The sequence below is a fragment of the Novipirellula sp. genome (assembly GCF_041583735.1).
Classification (GTDB): domain Bacteria; phylum Planctomycetota; class Planctomycetia; order Pirellulales; family Pirellulaceae; genus Novipirellula.
The window spans coordinates 1-18,176 of the sequence record NZ_JBFHFD010000093.1 but is presented as its reverse complement, the minus strand read 5'-3'; the positions used below and the strand labels follow the sequence as shown (position 1 = coordinate 18,176).

Annotated in this window: 15 protein-coding genes; 8 read left to right on the top strand and 7 right to left on the bottom strand. The window is 54.7% G+C overall.

Going from position 1 to position 18,176, the window contains the following annotated elements; all coding sequences use genetic code 11:
* On the top strand, positions 1–966 hold a 966-nt coding region (locus ABX962_RS09640; protein ID WP_372718858.1), incomplete at its 5' end, for a cation:proton antiporter.
* A 30-nt stretch (positions 967–996) separates the two neighbouring features.
* Here the strand turns inward: ABX962_RS09640 and ABX962_RS09635 are convergent.
* Complete coding sequence (locus ABX962_RS09635; RefSeq protein ID WP_372718856.1) at positions 997–2,082, bottom strand: calcium/sodium antiporter; 1,086 nt, start codon at positions 2,080–2,082, stop codon at positions 997–999.
* A 169-nt stretch (positions 2,083–2,251) separates the two neighbouring features.
* On the bottom strand, positions 2,252–3,031 hold the full coding sequence (locus tag ABX962_RS09630) for a dienelactone hydrolase family protein (RefSeq protein ID WP_372718855.1): 780 nt from the start codon (positions 3,029–3,031) through the stop codon (positions 2,252–2,254).
* Positions 3,032–3,333: 302 nt separating this feature from the next.
* On the opposite strand from ABX962_RS09630, the gene ABX962_RS09625 reads away from it, so the two are divergent.
* Together ABX962_RS09625 and yidD are read left to right on the top strand one after the other, a co-directional pair.
* Positions 3,334–4,443, top strand: coding sequence for a calcium/sodium antiporter (locus ABX962_RS09625; protein WP_372718853.1), 1,110 nt, complete (start codon positions 3,334–3,336; stop codon positions 4,441–4,443).
* A gap of 2 nt (positions 4,444–4,445) precedes the next feature.
* Positions 4,446–4,676, top strand: a complete 231-nt coding sequence (gene yidD / locus ABX962_RS09620) for a membrane protein insertion efficiency factor YidD (protein ID WP_372718851.1) — start codon at positions 4,446–4,448, stop codon at positions 4,674–4,676.
* Positions 4,677–4,833: 157 nt separating this feature from the next.
* Here the strand turns inward: yidD and ABX962_RS09615 are convergent, their stop codons facing one another.
* The 5 genes from ABX962_RS09615 to ABX962_RS09595 form a co-directional block, all read right to left on the bottom strand.
* Positions 4,834–8,076: an efflux RND transporter permease subunit gene (locus ABX962_RS09615; protein WP_372718849.1), complete on the bottom strand. Its 3,243-nt coding sequence runs from the start codon at positions 8,074–8,076 to the stop codon at positions 4,834–4,836.
* Entirely contained in the window at positions 8,073–9,851 is a 1,779-nt protein-coding gene (locus ABX962_RS09610) for an efflux RND transporter periplasmic adaptor subunit (RefSeq protein WP_372718847.1), read from the bottom strand. The genes ABX962_RS09615 and ABX962_RS09610 overlap by 4 nt, the downstream gene beginning before the upstream one ends.
* A gap of 137 nt (positions 9,852–9,988) precedes the next feature.
* Positions 9,989–10,702 (bottom strand): CerR family C-terminal domain-containing protein, encoded by a 714-nt coding sequence (locus ABX962_RS09605; protein WP_372718845.1) that lies wholly within the window; start codon positions 10,700–10,702, stop codon positions 9,989–9,991.
* 279 nt (positions 10,703–10,981) lie between these two features.
* Positions 10,982–12,007 carry a zinc-binding alcohol dehydrogenase family protein gene (locus tag ABX962_RS09600; RefSeq protein ID WP_372718843.1) on the bottom strand — a complete coding sequence of 342 codons (1,026 nt, stop codon included), beginning with the start codon at positions 12,005–12,007 and terminating at the stop codon, positions 10,982–10,984.
* A 106-nt stretch (positions 12,008–12,113) separates the two neighbouring features.
* Positions 12,114–12,944 (bottom strand): amidohydrolase, encoded by an 831-nt coding sequence (locus ABX962_RS09595; RefSeq protein ID WP_372718842.1) that lies wholly within the window; start codon positions 12,942–12,944, stop codon positions 12,114–12,116.
* 167 nt (positions 12,945–13,111) lie between these two features.
* On the opposite strand from ABX962_RS09595, the gene ABX962_RS09590 reads away from it, so the two are divergent.
* The 5 genes from ABX962_RS09590 to ABX962_RS09570 all read left to right on the top strand — a co-directional run.
* A complete protein-coding gene (locus tag ABX962_RS09590; RefSeq protein ID WP_372718840.1) occupies positions 13,112–14,341 on the top strand; it encodes a substrate-binding domain-containing protein in 1,230 nt (409 codons plus the stop codon).
* Between the two features lie 294 nt (positions 14,342–14,635).
* Positions 14,636–15,211: a superoxide dismutase family protein gene (locus ABX962_RS09585; protein WP_372718838.1), complete on the top strand. Its 576-nt coding sequence runs from the start codon at positions 14,636–14,638 to the stop codon at positions 15,209–15,211.
* Positions 15,212–15,797: 586 nt separating this feature from the next.
* Complete coding sequence (locus ABX962_RS09580) at positions 15,798–16,727, top strand: RNA polymerase sigma factor RpoD/SigA (protein ID WP_339942224.1); 930 nt, start codon at positions 15,798–15,800, stop codon at positions 16,725–16,727.
* A gap of 266 nt (positions 16,728–16,993) precedes the next feature.
* On the top strand, positions 16,994–17,893 hold the full coding sequence (locus ABX962_RS09575; protein ID WP_372718836.1) for a leucine-rich repeat domain-containing protein: 900 nt from the start codon (positions 16,994–16,996) through the stop codon (positions 17,891–17,893).
* The coding region (locus tag ABX962_RS09570) for a zinc-dependent peptidase (protein ID WP_372718834.1) at positions 17,893–18,176 on the top strand (284 nt) is incomplete at its 3' end. The genes ABX962_RS09575 and ABX962_RS09570, both read left to right, overlap by 1 nt.

Sequence of the window (18,176 nt, the reverse complement as noted above, 5' to 3'; positions counted from 1 at the left end):
GCCGTTTCGATCGCAGGGATGCTGGTTCCATTTGCCTTGGGTTCGGTGCTGGCGTGGTTCTTTGTTCGTCATACGTCGATGTTCATGCCGCAAACTGGCATGATCGAAGCAATGTTGTTTTTGGGCGCATCGTTGTGCATCACCGCGTTTCCGATGCTGGCCCGGATCATTCACACCAAAGGTTTGGCGGGAACTCGGATGGGCACGGTGGCAATCGGCGCCGGCGCGATTGACGATGCTGCGGCTTGGTGTTTGTTAGCACTGGTGCTGGCCAGCTTTGATGACAATTTCTCGTTGGCATACTGGAGCATCGGAGGCGGGATCGCATTTGTATTGACCGCTGTGATCGTGATTCGGCCACTGTTGAACCGATTGCTCGGTGGGATTCACGCCCATGGAGACTCGTTGCATCCGGCGGGTTTGGCGATCGCGTTAGCCTGCATGTCGCTCGGCGCTTGGTTCACCGACATGATTCATTTGCACGCGGTATTTGGCGCCTTCATCATTGGCACGGTGATTCCACGCGGAGCGGTGACTCGCGAGTTGATCCAGCGAATCGAACCGCTCACCGTTGCGATCCTGTTGCCACTGTTTTTTACCTATTCAGGCTTGAATACACGGATCACGGTGCTGGACAGTGTCTATCTATGGGGGCTGTGCGGGATCGTGCTTTTGATTGCGGTGATTGGAAAAGGAGCGGCATGTGCGATGGCGGCGTGGAAGACCGGCGTTCCTGGGCGTGAATCGCTGGGGATTGGGGTGCTGATGAACGCGCGAGGGTTGATGGAATTGATCGTGATCAATATTGGTTTGCAACGCGGATTGATTTCCGAAGAGCTGTTTGTCGTGTTGGTGTTGATGGCGATCGTCACAACGTTGATGACTTCGCCGATTTTTGACTGGCTCGTCCAGCGATCGCCTGAAAAATCATCGTCGCCGATCACGCTAAGCACATCGCATCGTTGATCACCGAGTGACCAACGAAGATGATTTTGATCACGAAGCTTTATCGATTTCGCTGCTCGCCGGCGTTTCGAGCCGCGTGTGTTTCCAAGCGACGATGCTGACAACGACGCAAACGAATGGCAGCAATCCGAAAACAAGTGACGTTTTTGCGGTCGGAACCCATTCCAACTGCATTGCCCCGCCGATCAGCAGTCCGTTGTACATCAGGTACAACAACAGCATCACGATGCCTTCGCCACGAGACACGACGGCGTGCGAAAAAAAGATTGGCCAACAGAGAAGTGCCACGCAAACCATGACCGCCAAATCGAACCACAGCACCGTATTGGAAACCGTGACGCCGGACGTCCCTAGCACGGACGCAGTCGCCAACACCATCAACAGATTGAACACATTGCTGCCGACGATGTTTCCGACCGCGATGTCACGCTGGCCTCGCATCGCTGCAACGATCGACGTCGCCAACTCGGGGAGCGAGGTTCCCGCGGCAACGATGGTCAAACCGATCACTAGGTCGCTAACGCCAAATTGGCGCGCGATGACGGTTGCGGAATCGACGAGCATATCGGCACCGAAAACCAACAATCCTAAACCGACCAACAGCAAGCCAATGTTTGCAAATAACTTTCGCCGCGATACCGGCGTTTCCGCAGACAGATCGATTGGCTTGGATTCTTGACGGCCTGCGAGAATCAACCATCCTGTATAGAATAAAAACGCTGCCAACATGCAGCCGCCTTCCCAGCGTCCGATCACTCCGTCGTAGGCGGCCAACCAAACGGCAAACGTGGCGGCGATCATGATTGGCACATCGAAGCGAACGAGCTGTGATGAGACCGATAAAGGAACGATGACGGCGGATATGCCAAGGATCAACAACACGTTGAAGATGTTGCTGCCGACAACGTTGCCCAACGCAATCGCCGCGTCTCCCTTCAGACTCGAGACAGAAGATACCGCAAGCTCCGGCGCACTTGTCCCAAACGCGACGACCGTCAAACCGATCACCAGCGGTGAAATGCGAGCCGCTTCCGCCAACGTCACTGCACCCCGCACAAGAAACTCTGCGCCAGCCACCAAGATGGCCAAGCCGAGCAGCAGCAATACGTAGGTCATGTTGGGAATTTGACTCGGGGTTCGCTGGAAAGGGAGTTGGACGCAACAATGAATCTATCGCGAATTATACGTTGCGATAGCGGGCAGGCAAAAAATGTGTCCTCGCGGGCGATTGCCCAGGGCACCGGCGAAAGCCTTGGCAGCTTTCGTGACTGTTTTATTGTTTCGATCACTCAAACAACTCGGCGAAAAACGCTTTCATCGCGACCCACGATCGGTGATCGGCTTTGGCGTTGTAGGCGGCACCTCGCGAATTGTCATTGCCCGCCATCGGCTGAGTAAACGAGTGAACGGCACCCGAGTAGTAGATCATTTGCCAATCGACTTTTGCATCATTGAACTCTTTTTTCATGGCGTCGATGTCGGCTGCGGGGACAAAGGGATCATCCGCTCCGTGGCAAATCAGCACCTTTGCCTTGATGTTCTCGCCATCTTCGGGACTCGGCGAATCGAGAGCGCCGTGAAAGCTGACGACGCCGTCGACATCGGCACCGCTGCGGGCCAGTTCGAGTACACCTTTGCCACCAAAACAATATCCGATCGCGGCAATTCGTTTAGCGTCCACGCCCTTTTGCGAGAGCAATTGTTGCAGCCCAAGATTCAGACGTTTCCGATACAACGCTGAGTTATTTTTGAATGTTCCCGATAGCTTTGCTGCTTCTTGAGGATTTGCCGGGCGGTTGCCTTTGCCATAAATGTCCAGTGCAAATGCGACGTAGCCCAATTCCGCCAACTGCTTGCATCGGCCTCGTTCATATTCGGTTTGTCCCATCCATTGGTGAACGACCAAGATGCCTGGGACGGGATCCGAAATTGCTGCGGGATCCCAGGCGACAAAGCCTTCGAGCGTCACGTCACCATCCTGATAGGTGACCTGTTTGGTTTGCACTTCCGCTTGAACTTGCGAAAAACAAATTCCGGCAATCAACAACGCAAAGACGATACGCATCAAAATTCACCTCGTAGCTTGATTTTTTGTAGAAAGACGCAAGCCGCATCGAGCACTGCGGGCTGCGGACGAACGTCTGATTTTACTGAACCCGAGTCTTGACGTCATCCGCACCGGGGCGTCATTCAACAGCGGGATACCGATCCGAGCGGTGCCGGATTGCAACCGCCGGTGAACCAAACATTCGAGTGGAAGCGGGTTTTCGCCGTTGGCCAACGCATGTTCCTCGAACCTGACTTTCCGCTTAGAATCGTCATGTTGAACCAACGCCCCCCTCTTGTTACGCAAAGATTGATTCCCAGATGACCTACGTGTTGCTTCTCGTCGGACTTGTGATTCTTGTGGTCGGAGCAGAGCTGCTGGTACGCGGTTCTGTGACGCTTGCTGCCTTTGCAGGCGTCTCGCCGCTGATCATCGGTTTGACCGTGGTCGCGTTTGGCACCAGTGCCCCCGAGTTAGCGGTTTCCTCGGTTTCGAGTTTGAAAGGGGATTCAGAGATCGCGTTGGGCAATGTGATTGGCAGCAATATTTGTAACATTTTGCTGATCCTGGGGATCTCGGCCGTGATCGTTCCGCTGTCCGTTTCGTCACAGTTGGTACGATTGGACGTACCGGTGATGATCGCATCATCGGTAGCCGTGTGGGGGACCGCCTACGATGGGGCCATCACGCGTGTCGAAGGAATTCTGCTGTTTTTGGGCTTTATCCTCTATACGATCTATATGATTCGCAAAGGACGACGCGAGGAAGCGTCGCGACGAAGTGCGATCGAATTGGAAGCGGATTTCGAAGCCCATCCAGTCTTGTCCGTCAGCCAAGGCATTTTGAACGCCGTTTATATTCTGGTGGGCTTGGGGATGCTCGTTTTGGGCGCCCAATTGTTGGTGGATTCGGCAGTAAAAATTGCAACCGAATTTGGGATCAGCGAGATCGTGATCGGGTTGACGATTGTCGCGATTGGGACGTCGCTTCCCGAATTGGCGACATCGGTGGTGGCGGCAATGAAAGGCCAACGTGATTTGGCGGTTGGAAACGCGGTCGGCAGCAACATGTTTAACTTGATGATCGTGTTGCCGGCGGCGGCGGTGTTGTCGCCCGCGGGCGTTCCGGTGACGACTTCGGTGCTATGGTTTGACCTCGCCGTGATGACGATGATCGCTCTGATCTGCTGGCCCATTTTCATCAGCCGCGCGACCGTCTCGCGTTTCGAGGGGGTTGTGATGCTGGGATTGTTCGCAGCCTATACCGCGATCCTGATCGCGGAAGCGACGAAATACGGTTCTGTCCAAACACTGAAAACGGGGTATTCCATTGTTATTCTGCCAGCGGTGATCGTGGTCGTCAGTATCGCCGCGTTGATTCATTTGCGGGGCGGACGCAGTGAGTCGGCGGTTGCGCAATCAAAGACCTAGGCATGTTCAAAACGATTCACCGCTGGATCATCGTTGTGGTGCTTGCCCCCATCCGTTTTTATCAGATGGCGATCAGCCCGATGCTAGGGCCGCACTGTCGTTTTACGCCCACGTGCAGTCAATATGCGGTAGAAGCGATCCGCAAATACGGCGTGCTGCGAGGCAGCGTCAAAGCGGTTTGGCGAATCCTCCGCTGCCACCCCTGGAACCCTGGCGGATATGACCCGCCTTAATTTCGACAGCCCTTTCCGCAAGAGCATAATGCAGTGCAGCACGCGTGCGTGCACTCGATTCGATCGGCCGGATCTTCGCTTCGCTGCAATCCGGCCTACGATTGACGTAGCTTCAACAAGCTCATGACCTCACTTCAACAAGCTCAAACGCGGTGGGTCACTCATCTTCGGTGACGGAAAAACCCAAGTGTTCGATGACCCAAATATAGATCAGGTAAAACACCGGGATCAGTAATAACACCAGCGACGTTGCCAACATCAATCCGAACGCCAAGCTGGCGGCCATCGGAATCAACAACTGTGCTTGGAACGACTTTTCGGTCAACAGCGGTAACAAGCCTGCGATCGTTGTCAGACTCGTCAACATGATCGGACGGAATCGTCGTTCGCCCGACTCGATCAGTGCAACACGCGGCGGAACCCCGGCGCGGACACGTGAATTGATAAAGTCAATCAAGACGATCGAATCGTTTACGACGACTCCCGCGAGTGCAACCAGCCCAAACATGCTGAACAATGTCAACGGCAATCCGAGAAACGCGTGTCCCCAAACGGCACCAATCATTCCGAAGGGGACGATGGCCAGGATCAACAATGGTTGGACGTAGCTGCGGAATTGCAGCACCAACAAGACAAACATACAGACGATTGCGATCGCAAACCCGACCATCAAACTGCCCACCGACTCGTTGCTCTGTTCGCGTTGCCCTTCCCATCGCAGTGATACCGCAGGGTATTGCTTTAGCAGCTGAGGGACAAAATCGGCTTGCAATTCGCCGATGATCAAATCGGCATTGGCGGTCGTTTCATCCAAATCGGCTGAAATCGTCACCGAACGCATCTGGTCGACTCGGTTTATTTCCGAGAAACCTCGCTTCAGTTCCACATCGGCCAATTCGGTGATCGGACTTTGTTTGCCATCCGCGGTGCGAACGCGGATTTCGCGAAAGTTGACCAAGCTGTTGCGTTCTTCTTCGGGATGCCGGACCATCAATTTGACTTCGTGTCGGCCTCGCTGCAACCGCATCACCTCGGCTCCGAAGTACGCATTGCGAACCGTATCGCCCAGATCGGTTGGTGTCACCCCAGTGGCCAGGGCGCGATCTTTGACTTTGAATTGAAATTCCCATTTCCCGGGCGTATTGTCATCGGCGATATCGTAGACGCCCGTGAAATCGGCCAATCGCGTTTTGATTGCTTCGGTCGCAGCCAGCAATTGATCGACGTTTTCACTTTGCGCCAGCAGTTTAAATTCGATCGGTTTGCCGCTTGGGCCGACACCGACCGAGCCATAGTTGATCTTTTCGGCGCCGGCAAAATCCCCCGCTTCCTCACGCCACATCGAAAGCAATTGATCGCTATGGATGTCGCGAATTTCGGTGTCAAACAGTTCGACGAACACTTGGCCAAGGTGGCTGCCGCCTCCACCGTTTCCACCCATCGGACCTTGGGTGTTGGTGATTTTTCCGTTCTCGCGGTAGGTCAAACGGACCGGTCCGGTCACTTTGCCATCGGGCTGTCGATAGATCTTTGCTGCCGGAATTCCGGTTTCAGCAGCCCGTTGCTCCGCAACACGAATACTGACGCGACGTATCGCTTCCTCCATCGCTTGCGTAGCACGATCCGTTTCCGAAGCCGAGGTACCGTCGGGAAACACGACGCTTGCTTGTAAAAAATTGTTGTCTGACTTGGGAAACAAAATGCTCTTCACGATACCGCCACGGACCATCCCGATCGTGATCAGGAATAACGCGATTGCGACGGCGATCATGAACGGAGGATGTCGCAGACTGAATTTAAGAGTGGGGACATAAAACCGTGTGCAAACCCAATCCATGCCTTGCGTTGCTCGCACACTGGCCCATCCCAATAACAGTCCAAATGGTCGCAGCGGATACATCACGATCGAAATCAGGCGAAAGACGCCGTGATGCCGATGTGCCAAGTGACAGGGCAAAACAAAGGTGCTTTCCCACAACGAGATCAGCAACATCGCAATCACGGCAAAGGGGATCACCGCCATGAATTTGCCCATCACCCCCGATACAAAAAACATCGGCGAGAATGCAATCACGGTGGTCGTCACCGACGCAGCCACACTCGGCAATACCTCGGTCGCCCCGTCGATTGCGGCATCCAGCAGTGATTTGCCCATCTGTTGATGCGAGTAAATATTTTCGCCGATCACGATCGCGTCGTCGACGACGATGCCTAATGCCACCAGGAATGAAAACAGACTCAGCATATTGAGCGTCTGGTCGCCCCACGACAACATCGCTCCGGCACCGAGAATCGAAATCGGAATCCCCAGAGCAACCCAAACTGCTAAGCGTATTTCGAGGAACAACGCGAGTACTAAGAACACGAGAAACAAGCCTTGGGCACCGTTTCGCAGCAACAGCGAAAGGCGGTCTCGCACGTCCTTGCTGCTATCGCCCCAAATTTCGAATCGGTATCCCTCGGGAAGTTCTTTGACATCGACGTACTCATAAACGGCGTCGACCATCGCCAACAGGTCTTCGCTTTTGGTGCGTTCAACGTTCACGACCATGGCCGGTTCGCCGTTGATTTCGCCGGTCGCGGTCACGTCGGCAAATTCGTCCTTGACCACGCCTAGATCCGCGACCGTCAACACGACACCGTTGGGCTGGGTGACCAGCGGAAGCTTGGCTATTTCTTCGCCAATGCGTCCTTTGTTTTTTGCACGCAACAGTACTTCTTGGCCTTCCGATTTGAGCAATCCGCCAGGCAACTCGACGTTTCGTGCTCGCAGGATCGACGCCACTTGGCTGAGCGATAGTCCATAGCTACGCAGCGTCGCCTCGGGAATCTCGACATCGATCTGGTAATCACGAGAGCCCATGATCGATGCGGACGAGACCGCATTGATTTGCAGCAGGTCATCACGCACCTCTTCGGCCACCTCGCGCAATCGCAACTCGGCTTCGCGTGAACGGTCGTCCGGACCGACGACGCCGACACGAATGGCAGCTTCGCGAAACGTGATCTGTTGAATCTGCGGATCTTCGGCCAATACCGGAAAGCTGGGAATCCGATTGACTTCGCGGTCGATCTCGGACATCACCTTTTGCACGTCTTTGACATCGCTGCGCAATTCCGCCAGCACATAACCCGAGCCTTCTTGAGCAATCGAGGTGACCTTCTTAATCCCGTCGATAGCGCGAATCGCCTCTTCGATCTTTTGACAGATCGCCTCTTCGGTGTCCTGAGGTGTCGCGCCCGGATAGGGGACGGTGACCATCACGACTTCGAGTTCAAATTCGGGAAAGACTTCCCGACGCATTTTCCAGAGCGATACCCCGCCGACTAACATCAGCGCCAACATCAAGACATTCATGCCCGGCGAATTTTTGATCGCCCAACCAATAAACCGTTTCACTGAGCGGTCTCCTTGGTCACGTCCAATCGCAGGTCGGACGACACATTGCTTGTCGCTGGAGTCATTTGAGTGGCCACACCCGCCGCTTCAAGCGTATTCATTCGGGCTGGCATCGTGTCGCCATCGACCGTGCCCACAGGAGACACGACCACGTAGGCGCCCGCTTTCATCCGTTGGTCTTGGACCTCACAGACCCACCATTTTTTATCGCCGTTTTGCAGCGGATTGTCTTGGTCGGAATCGGCGAACACCCCAGCAACCGACAACGAATCGACCGGAAAGATCGAGTCGCGATTGACAATGCGTCCGGCCTGCCATGCCGATGGATCAAATCCGTCCGGGATGGTTTCCGGTGTTTTACCGAAAGCTTCGTCGGTTGCGGCGGTGTCGGTTTTGGAGGACGCCTCATTTGCCTGCTCTGCGACCTTGGAAACCAGCGTGGTTGGCGGTGACGGCGACTCGGATTGATCTCCGAGCACCGAGGTCTGCGAGGAAACTTCGAGCACCGATTCGTCGGGGACAAATTCCCAAGCACGGTTGCCTGGTTTCATCGCCGCAGCGGGAATGACGACCAACGGTGTCTTGGGCTGGATCAGCAGTTTGACGGTCACGTACATGCCACGAACAAGCGTCGAGGGGCCCGACAGCGATGCCGATCCACCCTCGGTTTTAAACGCGCTGGGATCATCGACAAGAATACGAACGGGAACCGTCCGTGTTGTGGGATCAAGTCCAATCCCGTCATAGCTCAACAATCGGCCGTCCCAGCGATAGACTTTGCCTTCGCGACCCGAGATTTCAAACTCGACGATCGCAGGGGTCTCGGGAATATCGTATCCACGCCCCTCTCCGCTGACCGGAGTGACCGATCGATCCGCTTGATCAAGCACCCAATAGAGTTGATCCATTCGTAAACTTGTGGCCACTTCGACTTTGGTGGTGTCTTCGATCGTGACGATGGTGCTGCCGCGGGCGACGAAGGTGTTTAGTTCGGCATCTTCGTTGACAATCACGCCATCGATCGGCGAACGGATTTCAGTTCGCTCGAGGTTAACGTTTGCGGTGTTCAATTGGGCACTGGCCAAACGTTCGGATGCTTCCAATCGGGCGCGACGTTTGCGGAGTAAATCGAGTTGGTTTTCATAACCAACACGCTGCTGAGTGGATTGCAGTACGGCCCGTTTCGCTTTATCGATTTCCCCTTCGCTGGCAAATCCACCTGGCAACGACTGCAGCCTCTGGACTTCACGCTGTTGCAGTGTTTCGTCTTGGATCGCGACTTCGATCAAACGTTTGGTGTTCGCCATTTCTTGGTCGACTTCACCAAGCGCCTCGTACTCTTGTTCTTTAAGACGTGTCAATCGTGTGACCTCGAGCTCGTAATCGGTCGGATCGATTCGCATCAACAGATCGTCCTTTTTAACAAAGGCACCTGCTTCGCACTTGTCCGATTTGAAGATGATTTTTCCCGCCACCTCGGTGGCAAGACGCACTTCACGATACGGCACCACCGTGCCATCGACATGCAACTGTAGTCGCTTGCCAAAATCGCTTAACGATTTGACTCGCTCGGTTCGTACCGGCGTCAGCGATTTCATTCGTCCCGCGTAACTCGCATCGGCCGGTGGCCGTTGGGATGGACCGACCTTTCCGAGTGCGATCACCGTCCCTACGGCGACCACCACAATCGCTAGCGGGATGATTAGGTTGAACAGGAACCACGATGGCGTAAAAACGTGTCGGGGTGCCGGAGGATGATTGAGGTCAGGGTTCATAGGTGAAACCGAGGGATCCGGTGAATGTCCAGTATCAATGGACTGAGATGCTTCGGACGACGGCGGTGAAGCCACGTCGGTGTGTTTAGAAAGAGTCGGAGAAGGCATAATGAATATTGGGTGAAAACGACGTTCGGTTATTTTTCTTCGAGTGCGTTGGCACGCGCTTCAATCAACTGAGTCAGCTGCGTCTTGTGCTCTAACAATGCAGCCTGGTCGGCCGACGCCAAGATCACCGCCGTGATGTGATGACTGAGCGAACAAACGTCATAGTGCTCGGCTCGCTCGGACTCGGGAATCAAAATCTTCACGACGCCGCCGCTGACTCGATAATAAAGGCATTGCCCGACCGCACTGAGCGCTAATTGATCGATCATATGCTGCGGCACGGGGCGACCGACGATGGACTGCACCGCATTGCGAATCTGATCAAACAGCGGGCGAAAAAAATCGTTCACCATCTCGCGAAACACCGAAGTGGGATTCTGCATCTCACGCAAGAAGAGCTCGGTTTCCCAGCCACCTTCGTCGTCGGTCAACATTCGCGAAAGCAGTGTCTGGACGAGACAAAAAAGGTCGTAGCGTGGTTCGTCACCAAGACATTCCGGAACCGGGAAGGCATGCTCACGCGATTGGCGTACGTATTGCATCACTTCGCGATAAAGCCCCAGCTTGTCGCCAAAGTAGTATCCCACCGAGGCAATGTTGACGTTGGCTTCGCCGCAAATCTCGCGAACCGTCGCTCGATTAAAACCGCGATGGGCAAACACCGCCCCCCCGGCCATCAACAGCCGGGTACGAGAATCGGTCGCCACATCGGGCGGCGGTAATGAAGAATTGGTTTCAGACAAGCGATCACCCTATGTCTCATTTTAAACAACTGTTTTAAACAATCGTTTGAAATCGCAGGGATGTCAAGTCGGAAAAGCCAAAATGCTCTCAGTCGCTCTTCCGGCAAACCGCACGCCGCGTGTCGCTAAGTCGTGCGGTGCAAACGATTTCGGGAAGATCTGTCGCTTGTCTTGGGGGTGGAGAGCCTGCTGCGAGAGCACGCCATGGGCGGCCGGAACGACAAACAAGGCGGCGACCTCTGATAAATCGCCGACCCGTTGTCGAAGTGAGACCGATCTTTAGACCACTTCGATGATGGCTTTGATCACGCCGGTTTCGGGCTTGGTGAACGATTCAAAATCGTTGATCACCCCATCAAAACTGGTGCGGTGAGTGATCCAAGGATCGGTATTGATCGTGCCGTCTTCGATCAGCCCAATGATGCGAGTGAAGTCGGGTGGCAGCGCATTGCGGGACGCCAAAATCGTCGCTTCGGGGCGATGCATCACCGGATGTTTAAAACTCAATTCGTCGGTCGTGATGCCGACATAGACAAGTCGCCCGGTCGGCGCCAGGTACTGGAGCGCTCCCGACATCGAATGCTTGTTGCCCGTGGCGTCGGTGATCACTTGGTACATGTCACCGCCGGTAAGCTCTTTCATGCGTTCGACTTCGCTGCCATCCCCTTTAAACAGCACGGTGTTTTCGATTCCGTAGTTTTCACGAACAAAATCGAGGCGGCCTTGGTTCATGTCCATCACGCTGATGGTCGCGTCGGTCAGCCGAGCGAATTCGAGTGTCGCCAATCCAATCGGTCCCATCCCAATGATCAACGCGTGGTCGCCTTTCTCGGGAGCCCCACGATCGTTTGCGTGACACCCGATCGCCAAGGTTTCGACGAGCGCCAATTGATCATAAGACAGCTTGGCCGACGGGTGCAATTTATCCGCCCGCACCAGGAACGATTCACAAAGTCCTCCGTCCATCATCACGCCAATGACTTTCAAGTTTTGGCAACAATTGATGGCTCCGCGGCGGCACGCGTAACATTCGCCACAATTCATATAGGGTTCGATGCTGCAGCGGTCTCCGGCCTGGACATTGGTGACACCTTCACCGACCGACACAACCTCCACACCAAGCTCGTGCCCCGGAATTCGTGGGAAATCAAAGAAGGGAAACTTGCCCAGGTAGCAACTGATATCGGTTCCACAAACGCCCATCCGATGAGTGCGAACGAGAGCTTGGCCGGCTGCCGGCGCTGCGGGCTCGTCGATGTCGACACGCTTTAACGTTTTGAGTTCCGAGATTTGGATGGCACGCATGGTAAGGACCTGTCCGTACAAGATGGTTTGAAGATGGAAGTGGTTTTGCAAAGGAGAGCCGACGGCTCAAAGTGATGCAGTCGAAAGATATCGAAGCAGACGAAAACTAGAGTTGGTACTGGCGAATCGCATTGTTAGCGAAAAAGTCGTTTTGTTCGTCCTGCGATAATTCGCTCGCTAATTCGCGAACGACGTCCAGCCAACGCGAGTATTCGCTGGCCAACAGACACACAGGCCAATCACTCGCATACATCAGCCGTTTTGGGCCAAAGGCTTCCAACGCGATGTCCCAATACGGTCGGAGCGTTTCAATATCCCACGAGGGGTCACGAACTTCGGTGGCGATGCCCGAGAACTTGCAAGCGACGTTATCGCGTTTGGCCAATTCCCGAAAATGAGTTTCCCAGTTCTGGTCCATCTCTGATTTCTTGATCGTCGGTTTCGCGACGTGGTCCAGTACGAACACCTGGTTGGGATGTTGGCTGGCAAATTCGACTGCGGCGGGCAATTGACGAGCAAAGATCAAAATGTCGTAAACCAATCCACGGTCTTTTAGCAGCGAGACTCCGCGATTGAAATCGCTGCCCAACAGAAAGCGATCGTCAGGCTCGTCTTGAACGACGTGCCGAACTCCCTTTAGCAATTTGGCATCGGCATAGCGATCCAATGATTTTTCGACATCGTCGGCGGCAAGCGGAACCCAGCCCACGACGCCGCGGACGAGAGGCTCGGTTGCGGCGAACTGAAGCAAGTCGTCCGTTTCTGAATTTGATTGCCGAGCCTGGACCGAGACGAATCCGGTGATCGCTGATTCGCTGGAAATTTGCCGGAGTTCCGCAGTCCAAAAATCCTGCTTCAACACCGACATTTCGTCCGAAATCCATCCGTATTGTTCGGCGGAATATTTCCACAAATGATGATGGCAATCAATCAGCATGAAACTTCAAGTCGCGTTTGAGTAAAGCGATTCGCGGAATGCGAAACAGGGGGGGCGCAGGAGAGCGGGCCGATGAACGATACCCGCTGCGGTATTCGGCTACAATCCACTTTTGCGTCACGAACTATCAATTTTGCGTCAACCGAGAATTCAGAAAGAAGCGAGCAATGGCAGTGGCGGATCGCAAGGTCGCGTTATTAATTGAAACCTCCAAAGCGTTTGGCCGCGGATTATTGGCGGGGGTGGGGCGTTACTCGCGGCTCCATCCGCGGTGGTCGATCTATGTCGAAGAGCGGGGGCTGGACGATCCGATCCCGCGGTGGTTGCTTGCCGATTCCTCGGCAGCCGACCGTTTTGATGGAATGCTGATTCGATCGCTGCGGCTCGAGACGATGCAGCAAGCGTCCGAACTGGGGATCCCGGCGGTCTATCTGGGCGAAGAAAATCCGCGCGACGCGATCTCGGTGTCCAACGATGACCGGGCCTGTGCAAGGCTGGCCGCCGAACATTTGCTCGAGCGTCACTTTCGGTCTTTTGGTTACGTCGGGCTCCGCGGCTACGGTTGGTCAGAATCGCGTCGCGATTGTTTTGCGCGGTGCATTGAGCAGTCTGGGTTTCCCTGTGACATTATCGAGATGAGTACCGAACCGCGACAGCATGAAGCTTGGTATCAGCATCGCAACGAGCTCGCGAACTGGATCGCGTCGCTGCCCAAGCCGGTTGCGGTGATGGCGTGTTACGACGCGACCGCGCGAACGTTGTTGGACGTGTGTCGCCAACATCACTGGCTCGTTCCCGAACAGGTTGCCGTGGTGGGCGTGGACAACGACCAAGTGTTATGCGAATTGAGTGATCCCCCGCTGACAAGTGTTGCCTTGGATACCGAAACAATCGGTTATGAGGCGGCCCGCTTGCTCGATCAACGGATGCAGGCAACTGCTTGCGCCGACGTGAAATCGATCAAGTCGATCGTTGTGCCACCACGGGGCGTTCAGTTGCGGCAAAGTACGCAGACCGACGCTATCGACGATCCCGAAATCGCCCTGGCACTCGGTTTCATTCGCCGCCATGCCTGTGATGGAATCGGCGTGCCGGACGTGCTCGCCCATATTGCGGAATCATCCAATAGGAGCTCGATCCCCAAAACGGCCTTGTCGCGGCGAACGCTAGAGCGGCGGTTCTATTCCGCGACCGGGCATTCTCCACTTGATGCGATCCGCGAGGTGAGGATCCAGCGGGTAAAATCGCTGCTATGCGAATCGACCATGAAACTAGAGGAGGTCGCTTTTTCGAGTGGCTTTCAGTATCCCGCCTATATGGCGAGTCAATTCCGCGCTAGCGAGGGGATGACTCCGGGCGAATATCGGAAACAGCATTCTCACGTCCCGGTTTCGTAAGCCGAACGCGTTAGCAGTAGGCTGGCCGGTTGGCAGTGGGTTGGCCGGTTGGCAGTAGGTTGGCCGGTTGGCTGACAAATACGAGGAAAAGATAAAAAATGCGGCAGTCTGAAGAATCGGAACGGGCTTTGCGGGCCCTGGCGAGAAAGATGCCAAGTCGAGAATGCATCGTTTGGAAAAAACATAATTTGGGCAAACGACTTGCAATCACTTAATGTGTACAATCGCTAACTTAGAAAAAAGTGAACCAAATCGCTCCTTCCCTATTTCCCCCCTTACAACGAGAGACGATCGATGAAACTGGGTTTTATGAAAACAATGGCACTGGTTGCGCTCGCCGCATGGTTTGTTGCTCCCGTGGCAAACGCCGAAGACAAACATTCGCATGATCATGCTCACGCCGAACTGCCAACGCTCGGCGTTTGCGTGTTGATGCCGACCAAAGACAACAAGGCCCGTGGCACGCTGCGTTTGGTGCAAAAGGGCGATGAGCTTGTGATCACGGGCAAAGTTCGCAATCTGACTCCCGGCGAACACGGTTTCCACATTCACGAGTTTGGTGATCGTCGCGCTGCCGATGGAACCTCGGCTGGCGGTCACTTCAACCCGGCTGGACATGATCACGGCGCCCCCGGAACCCACAGCCACGCAGGCGACCTCGGAAACATTCTTGCCGACGACCAAGGGGTTGCCACAGTCAATGTGACGACCAAGGACACTGCGCTGCACTTCATCTTGGGACGTTCGTTTGTTGTGCATGCTGGCAAAGACGATTTGAAGAGCCAACCGTCGGGTGACGCTGGCCCACGTGTTGCCGTTGGGATCGTTGGAATCGGCAACGAAAGCTTCAAAGGCACTGCAAAGAAATAATTCGTTCGCTGTGAACGAAACCGAGTTGGCTTCGACGCAATGTGATTTTTGAAACGCTGCTGGATTTTGGTCCGGCAGCGTTTTTTTTTTGCAGCAGAGTGGTCGGAAAAGAGCCAACTCGTTGGGCTTGGAGTGTATGTTCGGTTACGCAGGCTTTCCGGGGGCCACGCATTCTTTCCGGGGGCCACGCATTAGCTAGTGCCTTACGCCTGCGGCTCACCTCTGCGATTTGCATCTCGATTAAATCAATAGCTCGCTTGCGTGGGCCCTCCCCCGCATTCTCTTATGTAACCGCTTGAGACGCTCGTGTTCGGCAATCTTTGGGCAACCCAAGGGGGCCGCCTAATCGGAATAACCGGAAACACTGATCCGCTTTTCCGGAAACTGGAGTCAGAGTCAAGAACTTGCCGATGCTAGCATTGTTCACCTGACCTCCACCCCGTCGAATGCGACTTTCGCGTCACGTTTCCTCCCCTTCGTTCGATCCTATTGGTTTTCACACCCTTCCAACGTGTGGTGCCATCGATTGGATCGAACAACGTGATGGACGAAAGCCGATGTTCGACCCCTAGCGTCCGAGTAATCCATGTCACAAATCGAAGAACTGTCTAGCGACTTCGAGTCGGAAGTTGATACCGAACTTGCGGAATCTCGAATTCGTCCGTCCAAGCGAGCCACTCCCCGCAGCAATGCGGCTCAGTCTCCCTTGGAAACTTATTTGCGTGAGATCAACGAAACGGCGTTGTTATCTGCGGATGACGAGACCGAACTCGCATCGCGAATTGCGCAGGGCGACGCGCTGGCTCGCGATCGTATGGTCCGCGCCAATTTGCGTTTAGTTGTCAACATCGCTCGCGGCTACACCGGCAAAGGACTGGGGCTGCAAGACTTGATCGAAGAGGGCAACCTTGGCCTGTTGCGTGCTGTCGAAGGGTTTGACCCAACGATGGGAACACGCTTCAGCACCTACGCCAGCTACTGGATCAAACAGTCGATCAAGCGTGCATTAATCAACAGTGCCAAGACCATTCGCATCCCTGCGTATATGGTCGAGCTACTGAGCAAATGGCGTCGAGCGACTGCACGTTTAAGTGAAGAGCTTGGCCGTACGCCATCGAACGAAGAGATCGCTCGATTGCTGGGGCTTCCGAAAAAGAAGCTGCCGATCATCCGCAAGGCGATCCGCATCAGCAACAGTACGCCTCAGAGCGACCAAACCGAAGCGGGATGGTCACTTGGCGACATGGTGATGGACGAACGCTTGAAGGCACCCGACGAGGAAATGCTTGACCATGACATCCTGCGTCATGCAATGGAATTGCTCGGAGACCTCGAAGAACGCGAAGCCACCGTGCTGAAGCTGCGTTTTGGACTCGGTGGATGCGAGCCCAAGACACTGAAAGAAATCGGTGCGGAATTAGGGCTGACCCGTGAACGTGTTCGTCAGATTGAAACCGAAGCGCTGCGACGTCTCGCTGATGGTTTGACCGATCCCCACGAGCGTTTGTTTGGCTGAGTCGCCTCGCGATCGCAAATCCAGCACGAACCATGGCCGATCGACTGTCGGCCCGAAGTGCAAAGACGCTGACGCAAACATGGCTTTCCGTATTGTCGGGTGGGGTAGAACCGACGGAAAGCCATCTTCGGTGTGCAGCGGGGATGTGGGAACTCGGCAGGAATTGGATTAGAATAGGCAGCAATTCATATTGCCCCTTTCAACGCCTGCGACGCGGCTAACCTTCGCCGCCCAGGTCCCACCTGCTGTACTGGAGAGACTTTCGCATGCCAGTTTTGAATCCCACCTCTGCATTTCTGTTCGCACTGCTGATTGCCGTTCCTGCCGCTGCACTTCGTGGCGACGACAAAGAAAACGCTGTTAAAGAAGCCGCAGCCAAAGCGGCTGCCGCCAAACCCGTCCCATCCATTTTTCCTGACCCTGCGCTCGAAGCCGCCGTGCGGGCCGAAGTGTTTGCGAAACGCAACAACGACGAAGCGATCACCAAAGAAGATGTCGCCAATATTTCGCGCGTGGTCGGCAAGGGAAAGAAGATCAAGAGCCTCGATGGTCTCGAACATTGCCAGGCGTTGATGCTGATCGATCTTGCGGATAACGAGATCACCGATCTGACGCCGATTGCCGAACTGAAGCGGCTGCAATCGGTGACGCTGGCCAACAACAAAATCACCGACATCAAGCCGCTGGCAGGTTTGACCGCGATGCAGCTATTGGATTTGGCGGGCAACAGCGTCAGCGATACCTCACCGCTTGAGAAAATGGCGAATTTGAGAACGCTATATTTGGCGAAAAACAAGCTGACCTCGATTGACGGGATCAAGGGGCTCAGCAAGGTTTGGTCGTTGGATGTCTCGGACAATCAACTCACCGACTTGGAACCGGTTCGCAATTTAGGGTGGCTATCCACGCTGGATATCGCAGGCAACCAAATCACCTCGCTTGAACCGATCACGGGTTTGCGAGAGTTGAGCATGTTGATTATGTCGCGAAACAAGATCGACAACCTATCGCCGTTGGTAGAGATGTGCCGCAAGGATTTCCAGGGTGAGCGGCGGTTTGCTCCGTTTTTGCAGGTGTACCTTGGCGAAAACCCGATCGATGCAAAGAAACTCGAGGCTCAGAGTGCCGAATTGGAATCCTTCGGGGTTGAGGTCAACCAGAAATAATGTGGTCCTTCTTTCGCAACCGTCGTCGACGAGGTTGGTTGGCGGTTGCGTTACCGGAACCACAACTGCAAGTGCTGAAACAGAACGTTCCTGCGTTTAACCGTTTGCAACCCGACCTGCAGAATCGAATTCTCGATTGCGTTCGCATCTTGATCGGCGAACGCAATTGGGAAGGCTGTGAGGGGCTGGACGTTTCGGATGAAATGAAGACGACGATCGCGGGGCACGCCGCGTTCATTCTGTTGCGTTCGGGAGACTATTATTTCGATGGCGTGACCACCAT

Bases quoted from the DNA above. Each gene is read 5' to 3' on its own strand.
- ABX962_RS09635 (WP_372718856.1), bottom strand. From the start codon at position 2,082: ATGACCTACGTATTGCTGCTGCTCGGCTTGGCCATCTTGGTGGCTGGC.
- ABX962_RS09575 (WP_372718836.1), top strand. From the start codon at position 16,994: ATGCCAGTTTTGAATCCCACCTCTGCATTTCTGTTCGCACTGCTGATT.
- ABX962_RS09580 (WP_339942224.1), top strand. From the start codon at position 15,798: ATGTCACAAATCGAAGAACTGTCTAGCGACTTCGAGTCGGAAGTTGAT.
- ABX962_RS09585 (WP_372718838.1), top strand. From the start codon at position 14,636: ATGAAACTGGGTTTTATGAAAACAATGGCACTGGTTGCGCTCGCCGCA.
- yidD (WP_372718851.1), top strand. From the start codon at position 4,446: ATGTTCAAAACGATTCACCGCTGGATCATCGTTGTGGTGCTTGCCCCC.
- ABX962_RS09590 (WP_372718840.1), top strand. From the start codon at position 13,112: ATGGCAGTGGCGGATCGCAAGGTCGCGTTATTAATTGAAACCTCCAAA.
- ABX962_RS09600 (WP_372718843.1), bottom strand. From the start codon at position 12,007: ATGCGTGCCATCCAAATCTCGGAACTCAAAACGTTAAAGCGTGTCGAC.
- ABX962_RS09610 (WP_372718847.1), bottom strand. From the start codon at position 9,851: ATGAACCCTGACCTCAATCATCCTCCGGCACCCCGACACGTTTTTACG.
- ABX962_RS09595 (WP_372718842.1), bottom strand. From the start codon at position 12,944: ATGCTGATTGATTGCCATCATCATTTGTGGAAATATTCCGCCGAACAA.
- ABX962_RS09630 (WP_372718855.1), bottom strand. From the start codon at position 3,031: ATGCGTATCGTCTTTGCGTTGTTGATTGCCGGAATTTGTTTTTCGCAA.
- ABX962_RS09625 (WP_372718853.1), top strand. From the start codon at position 3,334: ATGACCTACGTGTTGCTTCTCGTCGGACTTGTGATTCTTGTGGTCGGA.